The organism is Pseudomonas sp. S2_B10, assembly GCF_054668425.1.
In genome coordinates this window covers 1,605,793-1,625,231 of record NZ_CP162768.1, presented here as the reverse complement: position 1 = coordinate 1,625,231, position 19,439 = coordinate 1,605,793, and the positions used below count along the sequence as shown (strand labels likewise).

10 protein-coding genes are annotated in these 19,439 nt (G+C 60.3%); 2 read left to right on the top strand and 8 right to left on the bottom strand.

All coding sequences use genetic code 11. From position 1 onward, the window contains the following. Positions 1-116: 116 nt before the first annotated feature. Positions 117-1,046, bottom strand: a complete 930-nt coding sequence (locus AB4O45_RS07135) for an AraC family transcriptional regulator (RefSeq protein ID WP_016773445.1) — start codon at positions 1,044-1,046, stop codon at positions 117-119. A gap of 396 nt (positions 1,047-1,442) precedes the next feature. Between AB4O45_RS07135 and AB4O45_RS07130 the strand changes: the two genes are divergently transcribed. Continuing rightward, entirely contained in the window at positions 1,443-1,796 is a 354-nt protein-coding gene (locus AB4O45_RS07130) for a putative quinol monooxygenase (protein WP_056789930.1), read from the top strand. A gap of 43 nt (positions 1,797-1,839) precedes the next feature. Beyond that, a complete protein-coding gene (locus tag AB4O45_RS07125) occupies positions 1,840-2,082 on the top strand; it encodes a hypothetical protein (RefSeq protein WP_041479831.1) in 243 nt (80 codons plus the stop codon). Here AB4O45_RS07125 and AB4O45_RS07120 read toward each other — a convergent pair whose 3' ends face one another. From AB4O45_RS07120 to AB4O45_RS07090, 7 genes are all read right to left on the bottom strand, one after another. Further along, a complete protein-coding gene (locus AB4O45_RS07120; RefSeq protein WP_071173402.1) occupies positions 2,083-2,712 on the bottom strand; it encodes a flavin reductase family protein in 630 nt (209 codons plus the stop codon). It lies immediately after the preceding gene. A gap of 135 nt (positions 2,713-2,847) precedes the next feature. Further along, positions 2,848-4,167, bottom strand: coding sequence for an MFS transporter (locus AB4O45_RS07115; protein ID WP_024014128.1), 1,320 nt, complete (start codon positions 4,165-4,167; stop codon positions 2,848-2,850). Between the two features lie 378 nt (positions 4,168-4,545). Then, the gene (locus tag AB4O45_RS07110) at positions 4,546-5,874 is read right to left on the bottom strand and encodes a sigma-54-dependent transcriptional regulator (protein WP_252882587.1); all 1,329 of its coding nucleotides are present in this window, start codon (positions 5,872-5,874) and stop codon (positions 4,546-4,548) included. Continuing rightward, positions 5,874-7,634, bottom strand: a complete 1,761-nt coding sequence (locus AB4O45_RS07105) for an ATP-binding protein (RefSeq protein ID WP_460161501.1) — start codon at positions 7,632-7,634, stop codon at positions 5,874-5,876. Before AB4O45_RS07105 ends, AB4O45_RS07110 begins: the two co-directional genes overlap by 1 nt. 84 nt (positions 7,635-7,718) lie before the next feature. After that, positions 7,719-13,133, bottom strand: a complete 5,415-nt coding sequence (locus AB4O45_RS07100) for an RHS repeat domain-containing protein (RefSeq protein ID WP_460161243.1) — start codon at positions 13,131-13,133, stop codon at positions 7,719-7,721. 1,543 nt (positions 13,134-14,676) lie between these two features. Next, positions 14,677-17,610: a SpvB/TcaC N-terminal domain-containing protein gene (locus tag AB4O45_RS07095; RefSeq protein WP_460161242.1), complete on the bottom strand. Its 2,934-nt coding sequence runs from the start codon at positions 17,608-17,610 to the stop codon at positions 14,677-14,679. Positions 17,611-17,809: 199 nt separating this feature from the next. After that, positions 17,810-19,333: a fumarate hydratase gene (locus AB4O45_RS07090; protein ID WP_016773454.1), complete on the bottom strand. Its 1,524-nt coding sequence runs from the start codon at positions 19,331-19,333 to the stop codon at positions 17,810-17,812. Between the last annotated feature and the right edge of the window lie 106 nt (positions 19,334-19,439).

Below are 19,439 nucleotides of genomic sequence, written 5' to 3'. Positions count from 1 at the left end.
GGCTTGGCTGATTCCGGATTCAGCACCGATATCGCAAGTCGCTGAACCTCTCCAATATCCCCCAATCGGTTCCCTCTCCCTCTGGGAGAGGGCTAGGGTGAGGGGCTTCTATGGAGTCACACCGAAAGCCGCAACCGCGCCAGATCCCGCAACGGCGGCGCACCAAACAGTCGGCTGTACTCGCGGCTGAACTGCGACGGACTTTCATAGCCCACCCGATACCCCGCCGCCGACGCTTCCAGCCCTTCGGTCAACATCAGCCGACGCGCCTCTTGCAGGCGCAACTGTTTTTGATACTGCAACGGACTCATCGCAGTCATCGCCTTGAAACGATGATGCAGAGTCGACACGCTGAGGTTTACTTCCCGCGCCAGATCATCGATGCGCAGCGGTTGCTCGAAATTGCCGTTGAGCCATTTGATGGCCTGGCTGATGCGATGGCTCTGACTGTTGGCAATCGCAATCTCATACAGACGATGGCCCTGTGGGCTGCGCAGCAGGCGATAGAGAATCTCCCGGCGAATCAGCGGCGCGAGCATGGCGATGTCTTTCGGCGCGTCGAGCAGCCGGGCCAGCCGCAGCACTGCGTCGAGCATGGCGCTGTCGATTTTTTCCACGTACAGACCGCGTCCGGTCGGCCGCGTCGGTACGCCCATCGGGCCGGCGTCGGCGATCAGCGCGGTGATTTCGGTCGGATCAATGTCGAGGCGCACGGCGAGGATCGGTTCTTCCGGCGAGACATTGACCACGCGCCCGCTGAGCGGCATCGAAACCGACACCACCAGATAATTCAGCGGGTCGTAGTTGAAGAACTCGTCGGCCAGGCGGACCTCTTTGCGCCCCTGCGCCATGATGCACAGCGCCGGCTGCGCGAGCACCGGGGCAAAGTCATGGGACTGGGTGTGACGCGACATCACCAGTGAGCCGATGGCGGTCTGGTAGCTGCCATCGTCGCTGGTGTTGCGGCGGATGATCGCCGCCAGCTCCGCGCGCTGTTTTTCCATGTCGGCGCTGGGTTCGGCTTGAAAACGATCGAATGACGTCATGCACGGCATCCTCGGCAAGTGAGGGGGAATGCAGCAGAGCATATGTTTGTGCAAGCGGCGGCGGTAGACACATTCTGCCAAATGCTTGCCTGATTCTGCCCGCAGGTGCGCACATGCCTCCCGCCATACGATTCCGTAGGAGCTGCCGAAGGCTGCGATCCGTTGATCTTCGAGGCAAAAGCCAAAGATCGCAGCCTTCGGCAGCTCCTACACAAAACGCGTATGACAGACGTGTTGCGCGGGTTTACAGGTTGTTACAGGTCGTCTGCGCAGTCTCGCAGGATTGTGCAACGCGAAGGCAGGAATCGACTAACGGGGCAGCCGCCCCGGCCCTTAATCTTTGCTTCAGTCGCAGCCCGTCCCCCGGCTGCCACGCGATTTCATGGAGGGTTGATCATGTCCAAGCAAATGCCTGTCAGTCATATGGCCTTCGTTCGTGCCCAGGCCGGGCGCTCGGCGGAACTCGGTGTGCGCCTGAGCGCTTTGATCGAGGTCTCGCGCGCGGCGCCCGGCTGCCTGAGTTTTTCCTTGCAACAATCGCAGTGCGACGCCGACCTGTGGCTGGTCAGCGGCTACTGGAGCAGTCAGCAAATGATGACGGCGTATTTCAACAGTCCGTCGATGGAAGTCTTCGCCGAGCTGGTCCAGGACCTGGTGGTCAACAGCCTCGACTTCCACACCTTCAGGGACGTTTCCGCCGCGCAGGCCCTCGGTCAATGCGCGGCGCCGATACACAAACTCGCCGGTTGAGGGTTTAATGTCCGGCTTATTTGATTGAGCCAGGATCCGCGACATGGCACGTAAAGAGTTTGAACGCTTCGAAGCAGTCTCCGCAGTCGTCCCCGTCGAGCTGGGCGGCAACAAGGGTTATTACGCGGCGATCGCGGTCAAAGCCCTGGTCGATGGCGGCGCCCCACGCTTTCACAAATTGCTCAATGAGCAGGTGTTTCCTGGCGCCATTGCTGCCGATGACGCAGCCATCAACGAACTGGACAAGCTCAAGGGCGTCACTGATGACGCCGAGCTGATCTGGTAATTACTTCTGCGCCCCGGGGCGCCACATTTTGAACAGCGCCTCAGGCCCCAGCTGGAAATAATCCGCCGGCCCGCCGCCGCGCAGAATCGGTTGTGCGGCGGCGGTGTCGTAGATGCCGTCTTTCAGCAGCCATTTGGCGATGTGCACCGCGACCACCTCGCCGAGGATCAGCCAGCTCGGCACGGTTTCGCCATCGGCGCGTTGCAGCTGGATGATCTGCGTGACCTTGCACTCGAAGGACACTGGACTCTCGGCGACCCGGGGGACCGAAATCACCTTTGACGCCACGGTCGTCAGCCCCGCCAGTTCAAACTCGTTGACCTCAGGCGCGACCATCGCGCAGCTCTGGTTCATCTGCTCGGCCAACGGGCGGGTGGCGAGGTTCCAGACGAACTCACCGGTCTGCTCGATGTTGTTCAGACTGTCTTTGCGCCCGACACTGGAAAAACCAATGATCGGCGGCACGTAGTTGAAAGCGTTGAAGAAACTGTACGGCGCGAGATTGAGCCGGCCTTCGGCATCCTGCGAGGAAATCCAGCCGATGGGGCGCGGGCCGACGATGGCGTTGAACGGATCGTGAGGCAGGCCGTGGCCGTTGGCGGGTTCGTAGAAGTGGATGTCATCGGGCATGGGGAGCGGATTCCTGAGCTGCATTCGGATGCAGCCATAGTGCAAGGACCCAGCGCATATTTCCAGCCAGACGCGAGACCCCGTAGGGTTCGTGGCAGGACACAGATTTTGTGGCCTGCCAGCGATGCGGTGCGATCAGTCAGTGACGATCCGCGAGTGCTTCTGGGTATCTTTCATGGTGATGTACACCAGCAGCGACACGGCAATGCACGCGGTGACGTACCAGTAGTAACCGGTTTCCATGCCGATGCTCTTGAACCACAGCGCGATGTATTCGGCAGTGCCGCCGAAGATCGACACGGTCAGCGCGTACGGCAGGCCAACGCCCAGGGCGCGGATTTCGGTCGGAAACAATTCGGCTTTGACCACCGCGTTGATCGAGGTGTAGCCGCTGACGATGATCAGCGCCGCCATGATCAGGAAGAACGCGCCCCACCAGGTCTGGATGGTGTGCAGGGTCATCAGGATCGGCACGGTGAAAATCGTACCGAGCACGCCGAACGCGATCAGGATCGGGCGACGACCGATCTTGTCCGACAGGCCGCCGATGATCGGTTGCAGGCACATGAACAGGAACAGCGTGGCGGCGGAAATGGTGGTCGAGTCGGAGATGCTCATGCCGACCGTGTTCACCAGGTATTTCTGCATGTAGGTGGTGTAGGTGTAGAACGCCAGGGTGCCGCCCATGGTCAGGCCGACCACGGTCAACAGCTCTTTCGGGTGGCGCATCAAGGTGCGCATGGCGCTTTCCTTGGATTTCTCTTTTTTGGTGAACGACTCGGTTTCTTCCATGCCGCGACGCAGGTACAGCGCCACGACCGCACACAGCGCACCGATGGCGAATGGGATGCGCCAGCCCCACGCGTAGAGCTGTTCGGTGGTCAGCATGTTTTGCAGCACGATCAATACGCCAAGGGCGATGAGCTGCCCGGAGATCAGGGTCACGTACTGGAAGCTGGAGAAGAAGCCGCGACGTTCCTTGGTCGCCATCTCGGACAGATAAGTCGCCGAGGTGCCGTACTCGCCGCCGACCGACAGGCCTTGCAGCAGGCGGGCAAACACCAGCAGGATCGGCGCGCCGATGCCGATGGTTTCATAATTCGGGCTCAGGGCGATCAGCAGCGAGCCGAAGCACATCAGGTACACCGAGGCCATCAGCGCTTTCTTGCGCCCGACCTTGTCGGCGTACATGCCCATCAGCCAGCCACCGATCGGACGCATCAGGAAGCCCACGGCGAAGATCGCTGCGGTGTTCATCAGTTGCGCAGTGGTGGAACCGGCGGGGAAAAAGGTTTTCGCGAAGTACAGGGAGAAGGCGGCATACACATACCAGTCGTACCACTCGACCATGTTGCCGACAGAGCCGCTGAAGATCGATTTGATCCGGCTCGCGGTGGTTCTCGGTTTGGCCGGCACGGCAGCCGACCCAAGGGGCAGGGCGTTGGAGTTATCCATTGAAGGATCCTTCGTTTAATTGTTTTTGTGGAGCGCGTCGGAACGCAGCCTGCCAGGGCTATAGCAGGAGGTGTGCCAAGGGGTGAGGGGCCGGTTTAGAGGGGGTGGCGGGGAAGAGTGAGCGGATTTGTGCCGACTGATTGGGCTGAGTGAGCGGATTTCCGCTTACCGCGTGAAGATCAAAAGCCCCTCACCCTAGCCCTCTCCCAGAGGGAGAGGGGACTGACCGAGGTGTTCTGGTGGGTTACATCGACCTGCAACATCGAGTCGAATACAGATTCGGGAAAGCATGGAGATCGGCTCCCTCCCCCCTCGCCCCCCTGGGGGAGAGGGCTGGGGTGAGGGGGATGGATTTCAGCTACACCACAAATCTCTGCCTCACTCCGCCAGAAACATCTCCCGACTCAACCCATGCCGCTGCATCTTTTCATTGAACGTGCGGCGCGGCAGTTGCAGTTCTTCGAGCACGGCTTTGACATCACCTTTGTGCCGGGTCAACGCCGCGCGCAGGCATTGCGCTTCGAACGCTTCCTGCTGCGCCGCCAGCGATTGCCCCGGATCGATTCCGGCGACCGGTTCATCCAGCCCCAATACCTGACGTTCCGCGACGTTGGCCAGTTCGCGCACATTGCCCGGCCAGTCATGGCTGAGCAGATGGCTCAACTGCGCGCCTGTCAGCGGCGGAAATGTTCTGCCCAGACGTTGGGCCGCATTGTGGGCGAAGGTTTCAAACAGCAACGGAATGTCTTCGCGGCGATCGCGCAGCGGCGGCAGGCGCAGTTCGGCGACGTTCAGGCGATACGCCAGGTCCTCACGAAAACGCCCGGCGCGAGCTTCGTCGAGCAGGTCCGGTTTGGTCGCCGCGACAATCCGCAAATCAACGCGAATGCTCTGGTTCGACCCCAGCCGCTCAAGCTTTTGCTCCTGCAAGACCCGCAGCAATTTCACCTGCTGGGCCAGCGGCATGCTTTCGATCTCATCGAGAAACAGCGTGCCGCCATCGGCGTATTCCAGCTTGCCGATGCGCTTGCCCGAGGCGCCGGTAAACGCGCCGCTCTCATGGCCGAACAGCTCGGCCTCGAACAGTTGCTCCGGGATCGCCGCGCAGTTCAGCGCCACGAAAGGTTTGCCGGCGCGCGGGCCGAAATCATGCAGGCAACGCGCGACCAGTTCCTTGCCGCTGCCGGTTTCGCCACGAATCAGCACGTTGACCGGCAACGTCGCCAGATCCAGCACTTGCCGACGCAATGTCTGCAAGCCACGGGACACGCCGAGCAATGTTGCATCGAGCTTCGCGCGATTGTCGGCCAGTTCGTGCAGGGCGCGGTTTTCCAGGACCAGGCGGCGTTTGTCCAGCGCCCGGCGCAGGCTGCCGAGCAGGGTTTCCGGGCTGAACGGTTTTTCCAGAAAGTCGTAGGCGCCGTCGCGCATGGCTTCGACCGCCATCGGCACGTCGCCATGGCCGGTGAGCAGAATCACCGGCAGATCGGCGTCGCGCTTTTGCACTTCGGCGAGCAATTGCAAACCGTCCATGCCGGGCATGCGCACGTCGCTGAGGATCACCCCGGCAAAATGTTCCGGGAGCGCGGCGAGGCATTCTTCGGCGCGGCTGAACAATTGCACCTGAAACCCCGACAGGCTCAGCCACTGTTCAACGGCGTTGCGAATGCTGCTTTCATCGTCGACCACCATCACCGAGTCGAGCATCAGATGTGTGCCTCCAGATCGATTGGCAGGGTCAGGCTGAACACCGCGCCAGTGTCGCCGTTCTCGGCGCTCAGGCGTCCGCCGGATTCATGCACGATGGCGAAGGATACTGCCAGCCCCAGGCCCAGACCGTCACCCACCGGTTTGGTGGTAAAGAACGGATCGAACACCTGGCCGAGATGTTCCTCGGCAATGCCGCCGCCGTTGTCGCTGACGCTCAGCCGCCACAATTGTTCATCAGCCTCCAGACGGATTTCCAGACGCTTGCAGGCTTTACCCTGCATCGCATCCAGCGCGTTGCGCAGCAAATTGATCAACACCTGTTCCAGACGAATCGCATCACCGCGCACCCACGCCGGTCGGGTCAGATGCAGGACCAGACTGACCTGTTCGTCACGCAGTCGCGCATCGAGCAGTTGCAGCGATTGATCGACCACCGTCGCCAGATCCAGACGTTCGCGCAAGCCGCTCGGGCTTTTGCGGGCGAAGGTCTTGAGGTGGCCGGTGAGGGCGGCCATGCGCGTGAGCATGTCGTCCACCGGTTTCAGCGCCTTGTAGGCGTCATCGACGCGGCCATGTTCGAGCAGCAGGCGCAGGGTTGCCAGTTGCATGCGCTGGGCGGTCAGCGGTTGATTGATTTCGTGAGCCAGCGCCGCAGACATCTGCCCCAGCGCGGCGAGTTTGGCCGACTGCACCAGACCTTCCTGCGCGGTACGCAAGTCGCGGGTGCGCTCCTCGACCAAGCGCTCGAGTTCTTCACGATTGCGCTGACGGACCTTGGCCAGCCGCCAGCGCTGATTGAGGAACAACAACAGGAACACCAGCGCCAGCCACACGCCAGCGGCGGCCAGCGCGGCGTTGCGCAAATCCTCGAAGGCCACTTGCGGACGACGCAGCAGGTGCAGGGTCCAGCCTTCGGTCGCCAGCGGCAGTGATTCCCACAGATAGTCCGCCGTGCCTTGTGGACCTTCGACCCGGCGCAGATCGCTGTTGTCATCGAAGCGCCGCAGCGGCAAATGGGTCAGCGGAATCAGCGATTGCTTGTCGTACTGGCGGGTGGTTTTGATCTCGGCCAGATCATCAGCGCTCAACGGCCGCAAGGCGCGATAACGCCAGCCCGGCTGATTGGCGATAAAGATGATCCCGCGTGCATCGCTGACCAGCAGCGTGTCGCTGCCCTGGCTCCATTCGCGCTCCAGTTCGGGAAACTCCAGCTTGACCACCATCGCGCCGAGAAACTCGTCGTTGTCGCCAAGTACGGCGCTGGAAAGGAAATACCCGGGAATGCCGCTGGTCACGCCTACCGCGTAAAAACGCCCGGTGCCTTGGGTGCGGGTCTGGCTGAAATAGGGGCGGAAGCCGTAATTGTGGCCAACGTAACTGCTGGGCAAGCGCCAGTTGCTGGCGGCCACGGCCAGGCCGGTGCGATCGAGCAGTTCAAGGGTCGAGGATTGCGCGGCGCCGTTGATCTTTTCCAGCTTCACATTCAATGCCGCTTGCTGCGCAGCATCGACCGGGCCGGCCAGGGCCGAACGCAATTGCGGATCCAGCGCCAGTACGGCGGGCAGGGCGCGATAGCGGTCGATCAGGGTGTGCAAGGAGTTGGCGTACAACCCCAGTTGCTGATTGGCGCGGGCGGCGTCTTCTTCCAGCGCCTGACGTTCCGCGTGGCGCATCGCGAGCGTCGCGGCAATGACCGTGCCGGCGATGATCAGCAGGGAATACAACGACAGACGCAGGGTACGGGAAGTCGGCAGCATGCTGGATGAAAGGTCGGCAGGACGGGCGGGCACGATAGCATGGGCCGAGGTGGCCGGGCGCACTGTTCGCGCCGGCCGTGTCTGCTAGACAGCTGTCTCCTGTACCTGACGTCGATGCACAAGATTCAACCTCGGCTTCGGCACCGGTCTTGCCTGAGGTTCGGCAGCGAGCGAGCGCTCCAGTTGCTGCAGGCGTTCAGTCACGCCTTGCGCCTCGCTTGGCGCTTCGATAGTCGCCTGGGCGGTTTGCATGACCTTGTCGATGGCTTCGAACGGGTCTACACCATTCCTGGACAGCTTCATGACCTGACGCTGTTTTTCTGCATCCAGTGCGTCCAGTTGGGCGTAGAACATCTTCTGGATGTGCTCGGAGTAGCTGTTGAGGTTATCCGTGAAAGTCTTGATGCTGTCGATAAGCGCAGCACCTCCATCGAGAAGAGCCCTCGCGCCGTCTACGGCTTTTGCAGCGCCGTCGCCCAGCGTTTTCAGCCCGTCCTTGAGCTCTTGGGTGTGCAGTGTCTGCGCTGCTTTCAAACCCTTCTTGAAAAAGTGGTAACGCAATACCGGAAACACTATTGCCCCCGCGATTGCCCCTGCGCCGGAACCGATGGCGTTGCCGATTCCGGGTACCACGGTGCCGATGACACTGCCGATGGCGATGCCTTTGCCGATACCGTAAAAGACCGATTTGATGCCGGCCCGGGAGGTGATGAATTTGCCGAACGTCATGCTTTTGCGCACCTCCTCGATGTTCTGGCCTTCAGGAATCAGGCCATCGAACTCGGTAGTCAGGTTGTGCAATTGCTCCGCCGCAGTTTGCGCTTGATCAAAGATACCCACCGCTTTTCTGATCAGGTCAAACACCACTTTGAAGGCACCGGTCTGGTCGACATGGACGATCGGGTTGTTACCGACAAAACCATACAGATTCAACCCATCCACATCCCCCGCCGGATCAGCACTGACCCAACGCTGCAACCACGGCGCGTAATAACGGGCGCCGTAGTAGTACAAACCGCTGACATCCATTTCCTTGCCGGAATAACGGATAAAGCGGTATTCGATTTCCGATTCCGGCGCCATCCATGCGGTTTCGCCGAACGGGTAATAGCCTTCTGCGCTGGTGACCACAGCGTCTTCATTGAGCTCCATCACGCAAGAGCCTAGGTGGTCTTCGAGGGTGTAGCGCATCTGGTCGTCTATCGGCGCTGAACGTTGCGCCCAATGCAGGCAGCGCGCGTTACCGAGGCTGATGATGTGCAGCTCTTCGCCGTTGTCTTTGCTGCGGATTTCCAGCCCTGGCAGGTAACGCACCTGGTGGAAGTGGCGGACCTTGTCGGTGAACCATTCATGACATTTGAGGACCCGCTGGCCCGCGCTGTACTGGTAATACTCGGCATCGTTATCGCTGTCCTGACGGATAACCAGATCCACGCGCTCCAGTTCATCACGGCTGTTCCAGTGCAATGACGGACCGTGGCGCAGCTTGCGTTGATTGCCGTGCGGGTCGAACCAGATGTCGAAGTCCGGCGGCTCGTCACCTGTTTGCCAACGCACCCCGCGATTGCTTTTGTCGTCGATGCGCATCGTGCGGGTGCAACTGTTGCCGTCGCGCTGATGACGCAACTCGGTCAGATTGCCGCCATCGTCGTAGCTATACGTCTGGGTGTAGTTGAGGCGGTTTCGCTCGTCGGGCGGTCGCGGCAGGCCGGGAATGTCCGGGGGCAGGGCGTCGTCATGACCGGTCGCGCGGATCAGGCGATACAGGGAGTCGTAGCTGAATTCACGGTGGCCGTCGACCCGTTGATTGGCGAACCAGGTTGGCTCGAAGACGTGGTCTTCGATGCGGATGATATTGCCGACGCGATCGTAGAAATATTGCAGATCCTGCAATGCGGGTTGGCCGGGCTTATGGCTGATCCGGGTGCGCAAGCGTCCGTCGGCTGGCTCGTAGGTCCATTCGCTGAGCACGCCGTTGCCGTCCTCTTGCTCGATGAGCTGGCCATTGGCGTTGTAGTGCGCAGCCAGCAATACGTGGTGTCGTTCTGTGCCGCCGATCAGCAGATCTACTGTTTTGAGCTGTCCTGCGACTCCGTAGCGCGATTGCCGACAATGCCCGCCGGCGTCGGTTTGCTCGAGCATGGTACCGAGCGGGCTGAATACCTGATGGCTGGCGAAAGACGCGCCGTCGTGAAACAGGCGGGTCTCTTGCAGTGGTTGGCCGGTGAGAGCGTAGCTGGCAACTTCGAACGAACCGGAGGCATCTGTCCGTTGGATCAACTGGCCACGGAGGTTGTTACCTGTATCGGCAGAACCGTCGGCATAGGTGAAGGTGTCGAGCTGTGTCTTGTCGTTGCCGGTCATCTCGAGCTTCACCACGCGCAGTTGCTCGTCGAACGACGACAGCCAATGCTGGTGGCGGCCGTCCCATCGCTGCACTGGCTCGCCGGCCAACCCGGGCAGCATCAAACGCTGGCCGCTGTCCACGCTGGTGGTGTACAGCGCATCGCCGTTCAGCGCGTAAACGGTGCTGATGTTGGCAACGGCCAGACGCGGATCCTGCTGCAATGCCAGACGGCCGGCCAAATCGTATTGCTGGCGAGTCACGAGGGCTTTGGGGGAGGCGCCGGCCAGGTTGCGCAGGTAATCGATCTGCCGGACAGTTAAGCCTCGACCGTCAGTAGCCGACAAGGACGGCGTGCGCGAGTGCATGGTTTCATCGTCCATTTTTAAACTTGGCAACCAGTGGACTGCCAGGTTTTTCGATGCCAGATGTCGCTGCCTTGCCAAATACTGGTTGTCCGTCGACCCCATCTCTTTGTAATGCGCGAGGCCGGCCTGCGCTTGCGCGATGTTCGCAAGTACAGCCCGGTTCCTTTGCTGCAGGCCGGAACGCGTGATGACCGCCAACGTTTCGCTGGACGTGTTGCTATTCGCATTCGGCAGCACATTGGCGGGCGAAACACTGTCAACGCCCAGTGCATCAAAGGCATTCTCTGCCCATGCAGACCGTTCTTCGATGGCTGCTTTCCACTCGCTGAGCATTTTCTCGATCTTTTCGATTTTCACCGGGTCGAGGCGGTTCTTGATGTCCTGTGCTTCCTGCGCCCGACTTCCCATATTGAGTGCGCCGGGAATGATGGCGATTACCGATCCGAATACTCTGTTCATCAAAAACACTGGGTTGGTGATCGCATTGAGTGCCGGATGGAGCAGCTCCCTCCTGAAGTCTTTCCAGGAGTTGATCTCCCTGACCGATTCCTGAATTCCCAGACTTTGATCAATCGCGCTGACGGACATCTGCGAGGTCTGCGGTATCAAAGGACCGACGCGAAGCCTGACATGGTCAGCCAGTGGTTCGCCGATAGCTGCGGCGACATCTCCACCGATGTTGCCGCCGATCAAGCCTGAGGGTTTCAACACATTCGGCTTTACTTCAAGAGCGGGGATCATGGTGTCAAATTGCGTACCACCGATGGATCCACCCTCATAACCGATAACGCCTCTGAGGGTTTCTCCCGCCAGATTCATTGCCATGCTCAGTGCAACATCCTGATGAATGATGCTGTGCAGCTGTCCCAGGACTTCTTCGGAATGCCCTTCCACGGCGGATGCGAACGCCGAATACAGCATGATCACGCCTTCTGCACGCTTGTTGCCGTCCGGATCGATGAAACGGATCGGGTTATTTCCCACGAATGCATATAAATTCAGGCCGTCCGCCTGCTCGGCGTCAGTACTGACCCAGCGCTGCAACCACGGCGCGTAATAACGGGCGCCGTAGTAGTACAAACCGCTGACATCCATTTCCTTGCCGGAATAACGGATAAAGCGGTATTCGATTTCCGATTCCGGCGCCATCCACGCGGTTTCGCCGAACGGGTAATAGCCTTCTGCGCTGGTGACTACGGCGTCTTCATTGAGCTCCATCACGCAAGAGCCTAGGTGGTCTTCGAGGGTGTAGCGCATCTGGTCGTCTATCGGCGCTGAACGTTGCGTCCAATGCAGGCAGCGCGCGTTACCGAGGCTGATGATGTGCAGCACTTCGCCGTTGTCCTTGCTGCGAATTTCCAGCCCTGGCAGGTAACGCACCTGGTGGAAGTGGCGGACCTTGTCGGTAAACCATTCATGACATTTGAGGACCCGCTGGCCCGCGCTGTACTGGTAATACTCGGCATCGTTATCGCTGTCCTGACGGATAACCAGATCCACGCGCTCCAGCTCGTCACGGCTGTTCCAGTGCAATGACGGACCGTGGCGCAGCTTGCGTTGATTGCCGTGCGGGTCGAACCAGATGTCGAAGTCCGGCGGCTCGTCACCTGTTTGCCAACGCACCCCGCGATTGCTTTTCTGGTCGATGCACATCGTGCGGGTACGACTGTTGCCGTCGCGCTGATGACGCAACTCGGCCAGATTGCCGCCATCGTCGTAGCTATACGTCTGGGTGTAATTGAGGCGGTTTCGCTCGTCGGGCGGTCGCGGCAGACCGGGAATGTCCGGGGGCAGGGCGTCGTCATGACCGGTCGCGCGGATCAGGCGATACAGGGAGTCGTAGCTGAATTCACGGTGGCCGTCGACCCGTTGATTGGCGAACCAGGTGGGCTCGAAGGCGTGGTCTTCGATGCGGATGATATTGCCGACGCGATCGTAGAAATATTGCAGATCCTGCAATGCGGGTTGGCCGGGCTTATGGCTGATCCGGGTGCGCAAGCGTCCGTCGGCTGGATCGTAGGTCCATTCGCTGAGCACACCGTTGCCGTCCTCTTGCTCGATGAGCTGGCCATTGGCGTTGTAGTGCGCATCCTCCAGGACTTGCGTGATGTTTGCCTTCACTTGCAAGTGCATTTGCCTGAGTTGCCCGGCAAGACCATAGCGCGAGGTTCTGCGATGGCCGCCGGCGTCGGTCTGTTCAAGCACGGCGCCAAGCGGACTGAACACCTGATGGCTGGTGAACGCTTGGTGATCATCAAATGTGCGCTTTTCCACCAGTGCCTGTCCGGTGAGGGCATAGCTGGTGATATCCAGCGAACCTGACGGATCTGTCTGCTGGATCAACCGGCCGCGCAGGTTGGAGTCTGCTCCGGCAGAGCCCGGAGCGTAAGTGAAGGTATCGAGCTGATTTTCGCCGTTTCCCGAAACTTCGAGCTGCACCACGCGCAATTGCCCGTCAAAGGTCGATTGCCAGACATGGCCGCGCGCGTCCCAACGGTGTCCGGGCTCCCCGGCCCTGCCCGGCAGCAGCAGGCGCCAGCCGCTATCCCGGCTGCTGGTAAACACGGCGATATCGTTCAGCGAAAACACGGTAGTTGTGTTCGCGATCGGCAGGCGCGGATCCTGTTGCGCGACCAGGCGCCCGGCGACATCGTGGTGCTGGCGGGTCACGAGTGCGCTAGGCGTGTCGCCCGCCACGGTACGCAAATAAGCGACCTGACGGACTGGCAGGCCACGTCCGTCGCTGGCTGTCAGCGAAGGTGTGCGCCAATGTGTGGAGGCGCTCATGCGCCTGACCCTCGCGTAGACACCACCTCTTCAGCGGTGTCGTTGAAGTCTTCGCTGGTGTGATACCAGGGATGATACGTCTCGCGGGAAAAGTCGCCCTTGGCGTTGATCAGCTTGATCGGACGTGCCGTTGCGTCATAGAACAGCTGATCGAAGAGCCCGAGTTGGCGCAGCGATTGATCATTGACGTAGCGGTGCGTGTTGGCGAAAAACGGCCGGTATTGGCGCTGCGGCAGACCTTTGTTGTTGTATTCGACGCGTTCACTGATGCGCCAGCGTGTCTGCGTCGGTTGCTCACCTTCTTCGATCAGCAATTCACCATCCTCACCCACCACATAAGCCAGCCCGGGGTCGACCTTCTGCTGGGTTTGCAGTACCCGACCAAAGCCATCGATGCAGGTTTTGACGATCTGGATCTGTGCCTTGACGGTGTCGTAGGGATAGCGGTCGGCACTGAGCACCACGGTGTGTACCGGCTCTCGGTACGCCAGTTCAATGGCCTCGAGCAATTGCTGGTCTTCAGGCGTCAGATTGAGGCTTTGCGCGAGCCGGCGACGTGCGCTGGCGCGGATCTGCCCGCCGGGCAACAGATCGCCCTGCTTGATTGACAGGGTTTGAAGTGTGGAGGCGGGTATCAGGCCCATCCAGCTGAACAGGTTTTTGTGCAGGGTGCTGGCTGCGTTTTTTACAGTGTCCTCCGGATACTGGATGGCCTGTTCCGGACTGGGGGCCGGCAAGGTCCAGTCATCGGTCAGCTTGTCGAATCCGGCAGGTTGGCCATTCTCGGTACCGTGAAAGCTGATGACCAGCGGCTGACCGGAAGGCTCATGGATGACTTCTTCAGTGTTGTCGTTGGCGTCGGTGATTCGCTTGGGTTTCAGGGCGTGGTAATCGAATTCCGCGACCTGCACGGCACAACCGTCGGGCAACTCCATGCGCATGACCGTCAGCCAGTGTTGATCGTATTCGGCTTTGGTCACGCCATGGCTTGGCGTTTCGTTGAAATCGAGCACTTTATAGAACGCTTGCAAGTCGCCGTACCGAGCCAGATTGAACCGCGATGACCAGAGGTTTGGTTCTTCGCTGGGCGGTGCTTCGAACAGCAGCGGCATGGGTGAGTAACCAATTGCCTCGAGGGCTTCGCGAATGTTCAGGTCGGGCACAATGCTGTAAGCGTCCAGCGCGTTCTTGTCCAGCAAGGCAAGCTCCAGAGAATGCGACAGGGCTTCGAATCCGGCGACGCCGTCCTCCAGTTCAATACCCTCTACGTCCACATAACGCTGTATGGATTGGGAAGTCAGTACCCTTTCCATGGCCCATTCTTGCGTATCCTGCAGCTCTCTCAGTGATTCGAAAGACACCCGTGCCGGGTTCAACTCGCCGGGGAGCGTACCTTTGGCCAATTTCAGCGCATCGCCCCGTTCCAGATACGGCAAGCCCAATCGCCATTGCTGTGGCTCTGGCAGATTGATCAGACGTGCACGGGTTTCACTGATGTAAAAGTATTGCTGCGCCTCGTCGTGAGCGTCGGACCACCATTGATTCAGATGGTCTTCGGTGAAGGGGGCGGGCTCTGGGCGGTCAACCTGCGCGCATAGCTCACCGTAAGTGCGTGGGTCGCGGCGCCATAAGCGTTCCAGCGCAGGGTGACATCGTGGCGGCACAGCGGGTCGTTGATAAAACCGTCGTACTGATAGCTGATGGCTTCGACCTGAAGGGGCAGCAGAACGGCTGCGGCATATGGCCCCTGCGGCCGCACCTCGCGAACCAGATAGCGCTTCTCTTCTACCGAGTACAGTGCGGCTGCACCGGGCGCCTGCGCATCGGCGCGGTAGGGAAAAATTTCTGTTCGAGCGACCGAGCCAACCAGTGCCTGCGCAATCCGATAGCGACTGTCGGAGCCCTCCGGGGTGACGGGCTCATCGATTTCACCTTTGGGGTGGTAACGACTGAACAGGGTTTCGCCCAACGGGCAGGCGTCCACATCCGCGCTGAAATAATCGTCGCGGGAGCGATTGATTTCCTGACCGTTGTGAAACCAGGTGCATGTTTGCACCGGCTCGCTGAAGCCAGGCTCTGAAGGATCGGTTCCAACCTCGCAGTCAAGTTGCTGCAAGTAGCCGAACCCGCGAAATTCCCTCTCCCTGCCGTCGTAGAACCCTTCGCGCCAAGTGAACGACTGGGTCAACCGGTTGCCGGTGATCTCGTCGTGCTGCTCCTGTTTTTTCACCACGGCCAGCGGAAATGGCAGGTGACATACCGGTGCACGCTCAAGTGCCAGCAGCCGCTCCTTTTCATCCAGCCATTCCTGAGCCGAGCTGCGATAAGTCACGCTGCTGGAACAGCCCATGTTGTTGTTACTGTTGACCAGCAGGTAGGGCTTGGCTGCAACAAAATCGTAGCGCCAATGCCGCGGCTGGATATGCGGCACCGTCAGAATCAGGCTGGCGCAACCGAGGCCTTGCAGGTCGGCGAAACTGACCTGGCACAAACGGTCATAACGCACTTCTTCAGGCCACGGCACGCTGACGGGAATCTGCTCCAGGCCGTTGCCGCCCCGGTTCAGGTAAATGTCGAACCCTTCGGATCGCAGATAGATCAGCGCGGGCGCGCCGGAGCCATCGAGATCGGCCAGACGTACTCGCGAGGCGTCGAATTCTTCATGGGTGAAGGGCAGGGCGCTGATCTTGCGACCTTTTCCGAATTTGCCATGACCAAGATTCGGCCAGCAGCGGACCTCGTCATGGCGGATGCGGCACAGCTCGGGCATGTCGCTGCCGAGCAGGTTGCCCAGAAGCACCAGTTCGGTCCGCGAGTTGCTGAACACCGGCAGACGGTCGTCTTCGTATGCATGGGGTATTTCCTGTGCAGCGGCGAAGCCTTTTTCGCGCAGGCTGGCATAGAGCCTCACACGATCGTGGCTGATGCTGGCCGCTGACATCAGGCCGTCCCCGCTGAAATCCCCCATGGTCAAAGTCAGATCCTGGTGTTCCCGGGGAAACGTGTCGAACGCGCTGAACAATTCGAATTGTCGCTGCGCATTCAGCGCATGGAACCCGCAGTAACCCAACCGGGCGATGATCAGGTCCAGGCGCCCATCGCCGGTCAGATCCAGCAGTTGCGCCACGGCGCGGTTACGATCTGCCACCGGGATCTTGTCCAGCAGAGCCCATGGGCCGTAACCGATCAGTTCGGTACCAGGCGCCGCGCGCAGCGGCTCGCGGTAGTACCAGGCGTTGTCATAGCGGCAGAGAAAACCCGGCACGCCCTCGCCATACAGATCGACACATTGGTAGAACCCGCCGTCATCGATGCCCGGTTGAGTTTCGTTTTCCAACAGGCGTGCAGGTGTCTTGTTGATCTCGAAGGGCGAGTATTCGAACTCTAGCGGCGGTGAATGCTCGACATTGCCTTGCGCATCGAAGGCCTGAAAGTGCGCCGCGCTGATCTGGCTGTAGGCCCACGGCGCAGAGTTCTGGATCGGTCGATATTCCAGCAGCAGGCGACGGGCAAGTTTCGCCTCTGTCGCCAGGCCCTCGGGGAAGTGATGAAACATCAACACCTGCTGGCACAGCCTGCGGGTGCTCAGCTCAAAACCCTGGCCATAGGTGGAAAACGGATCCGGTCGCAGTCGCCAGCGGTTCACTTCTTCGTAGCTCGGAATCTCCGTCAGCGAATTGCTGCGTTCGCCGTAATCGAACACCAGTTGAAAATGCCAAGGCAAATCCGTCGGCCGGTCGGTGTCCCAGCTATAGAGACGATCGCTCGCCGTGGCATTGCCATAACACACCCGTCGCAGATAGCGCTGGGCGCGGTAGTCGTGAATCGGATCGTGCTCGTCAGGCTGATCGTCGGGCTTGTACTCGTAGCAGATGTGTTCGCCATGGGCGTTCATGCTTTCACACAGCAGCCAGCTACTGATGCGCGATTCGTCGTCGGGGTCGGCACGGCGTGAGGCGCTGGTTTTGCCGTAGACATGCAACGTACCGTCGGCACCATGTACCAACCAGAACGGGGCTCCACCGTCAGCCGGATGCCAGCATTCGCGCAGGGAAAAATCGCTTTCGATCCGCGCCCGGTAAGACACGACGTTGTGTTCGGGAATGGGGCGGTCTCTGTAGCTGTGTTCCGTGCGTGACTTCAAGTCTCCGGCATCATCGAGCTCCGGCATCCACACCTCGCCGTCATGCCCGATGATTTCATCGTGCTCTGTATAACGTGGAACACCTTTGTTGGTGCGGCGACTGATCTGGCTCAGGCCCAGGTGGCAACCAAGGCCAAACGGACCGTTACCGCTCTGGCTGTTGATTGCCAAGGGTATTTGCGGGTCGTAGCCACGACCGCTCGATAGCGGGATCAGCAATTCGCATCCAGCCGAGGCGGTCGGCCCGACGGCGCTCCAGCTTTTGCCGATGGTGGCGATCGATGAGCTTTTGGCGATGGAAGGAGCTGTGATGCTGAGGTCTTGATCGGCCATGGTCGAGTCCATTCGCGCTACATAGGGCGTATGGATAGACGCTAACAGGAGTGGGCCAGAGATGGACCTGTCAGATCTGACAGGTGCGCAAGATCATTTTCTGTGCTTGGGACATTCTGTTATCGCGATTGGTTTGAACAAGCAAAAACGGCCGGGGCATCTTTGCGGATGCGCCGGCCGTCTTCATGACGCCAGAGGCTTACTGCACTTCTACCGCCAGGCTTTCGCTGATCTTCTGTTGCCAGATCGCCGGGCCAGTGATGTGTACCGACTCACCTTTGCTGTCCACCGCTACGGTGACCGGCATGTCCTTGACCTCGAACTCGTAGATCGCTTCCATGCCCAGCTCGGCAAATGCCAGCACCTTGGACTTCTTGATCGCTTGCGCAACCAGGTACGCAGCGCCGCCGACTGCCATCAGGTACACGGCCTTGTTGTCCTTGATCGCGTCGATCGCGGTCGGGCCGCGCTCGGACTTGCCGATCATGCCCAACAGGCCGGTCTGCTCGAGGATCTGACGGGTGAACTTGTCCATCCGCGTTGCGGTGGTAGGACCCGCCGGGCCAACCACTTCGTCACCGACCGGATCAACCGGGCCGACGTAATAGATGAAACGACCTTTCAGATCCACCGGCAGGGTTTCACCCTTGTTCAGCATCTCGACCATGCGCTTGTGCGCGGCGTCGCGACCGGTGAGCATCTTGCCGTTGAGCAGCACGGTTTCGCCCGGCTTCCAGCTCTGCACGTCTTCCGGGGTCAGGGTGTCGAGGTTGACACGACGCGCCGACGGGCCGGCTTCCCAGACTATTTCCGGGTAGGCGTCCAGCGGTGGCGCTTCCAGCGAGGCCGGGCCGGAACCGTCGAGCACAAAGTGTGCGTGACGGGTGGCGGCGCAGTTGGGGATCATGCACACCGGCAAGGATGCGGCGTGGGTCGGGTAGTCCATGATCTTCACGTCGAGCACGGTGGTCAGGCCACCGAGGCCCTGGGCGCCGATGCCCAACTGGTTGACCTTTTCGAACAGCTCCAGACGCATTTCTTCGATGCGGTTCTGCGGGCCACGGGCCTTGAGCTCATGAATGTCGATGGATTCCATCAACACTTCCTTGGCCATCACCGCGGCTTTCTCGGCGGTGCCGCCGATGCCGATGCCGAGCATGCCCGGCGGACACCAGCCGGCGCCCATGGTCGGCACGGTCTTCAATACCCAGTCGACGATCGAGTCGGACGGGTTGAGCATGGCCATTTTCGACTTGTTCTCGGAACCGCCGCCCTTGGCCGCCACGTCCACTTCCACGGTGTTGCCCGGGACGATGGAGTAGTGGATCACCGCTGGAGTGTTGTCCTTGGTGTTCTTGCGAGCACCCGCCGGGTCGGCGAGGATCGAGGCACGCAGGACGTTTTCCGGCAGGTTGTAGGCGCGACGCACGCCTTCGTTGATCATGTCGTCCAGGCCCATGGTGGCGCCATCCCAGCGCACGTCCATGCCGACACGGACGAACACGGTGACGATACCGGTGTCCTGGCAGATCGGGCGATGGCCGGTGGCACACATGCGCGAGTTGATCAGGATCTGCGCCATCGAATCACGGGCCGCTGGCGATTCTTCGCGCAGGTAGGCTTCGTGCATCGCCTGGATGAAATCCACGGGGTGGTAATAGGAAATGAACTGCAGGGCGTCGGCAACGCTCTGAATCAGGTCATCTTGCTTGATCACGGTCATGAGTCGCGCTCCTCTAAAACACGATGGGGCAGCTACAAGCTTCTAGCTTCGAGCGGCAAGTTAAAGCATTACGCGGACAGCTTGAGCTTGCCGCTTCAGGCTTGCG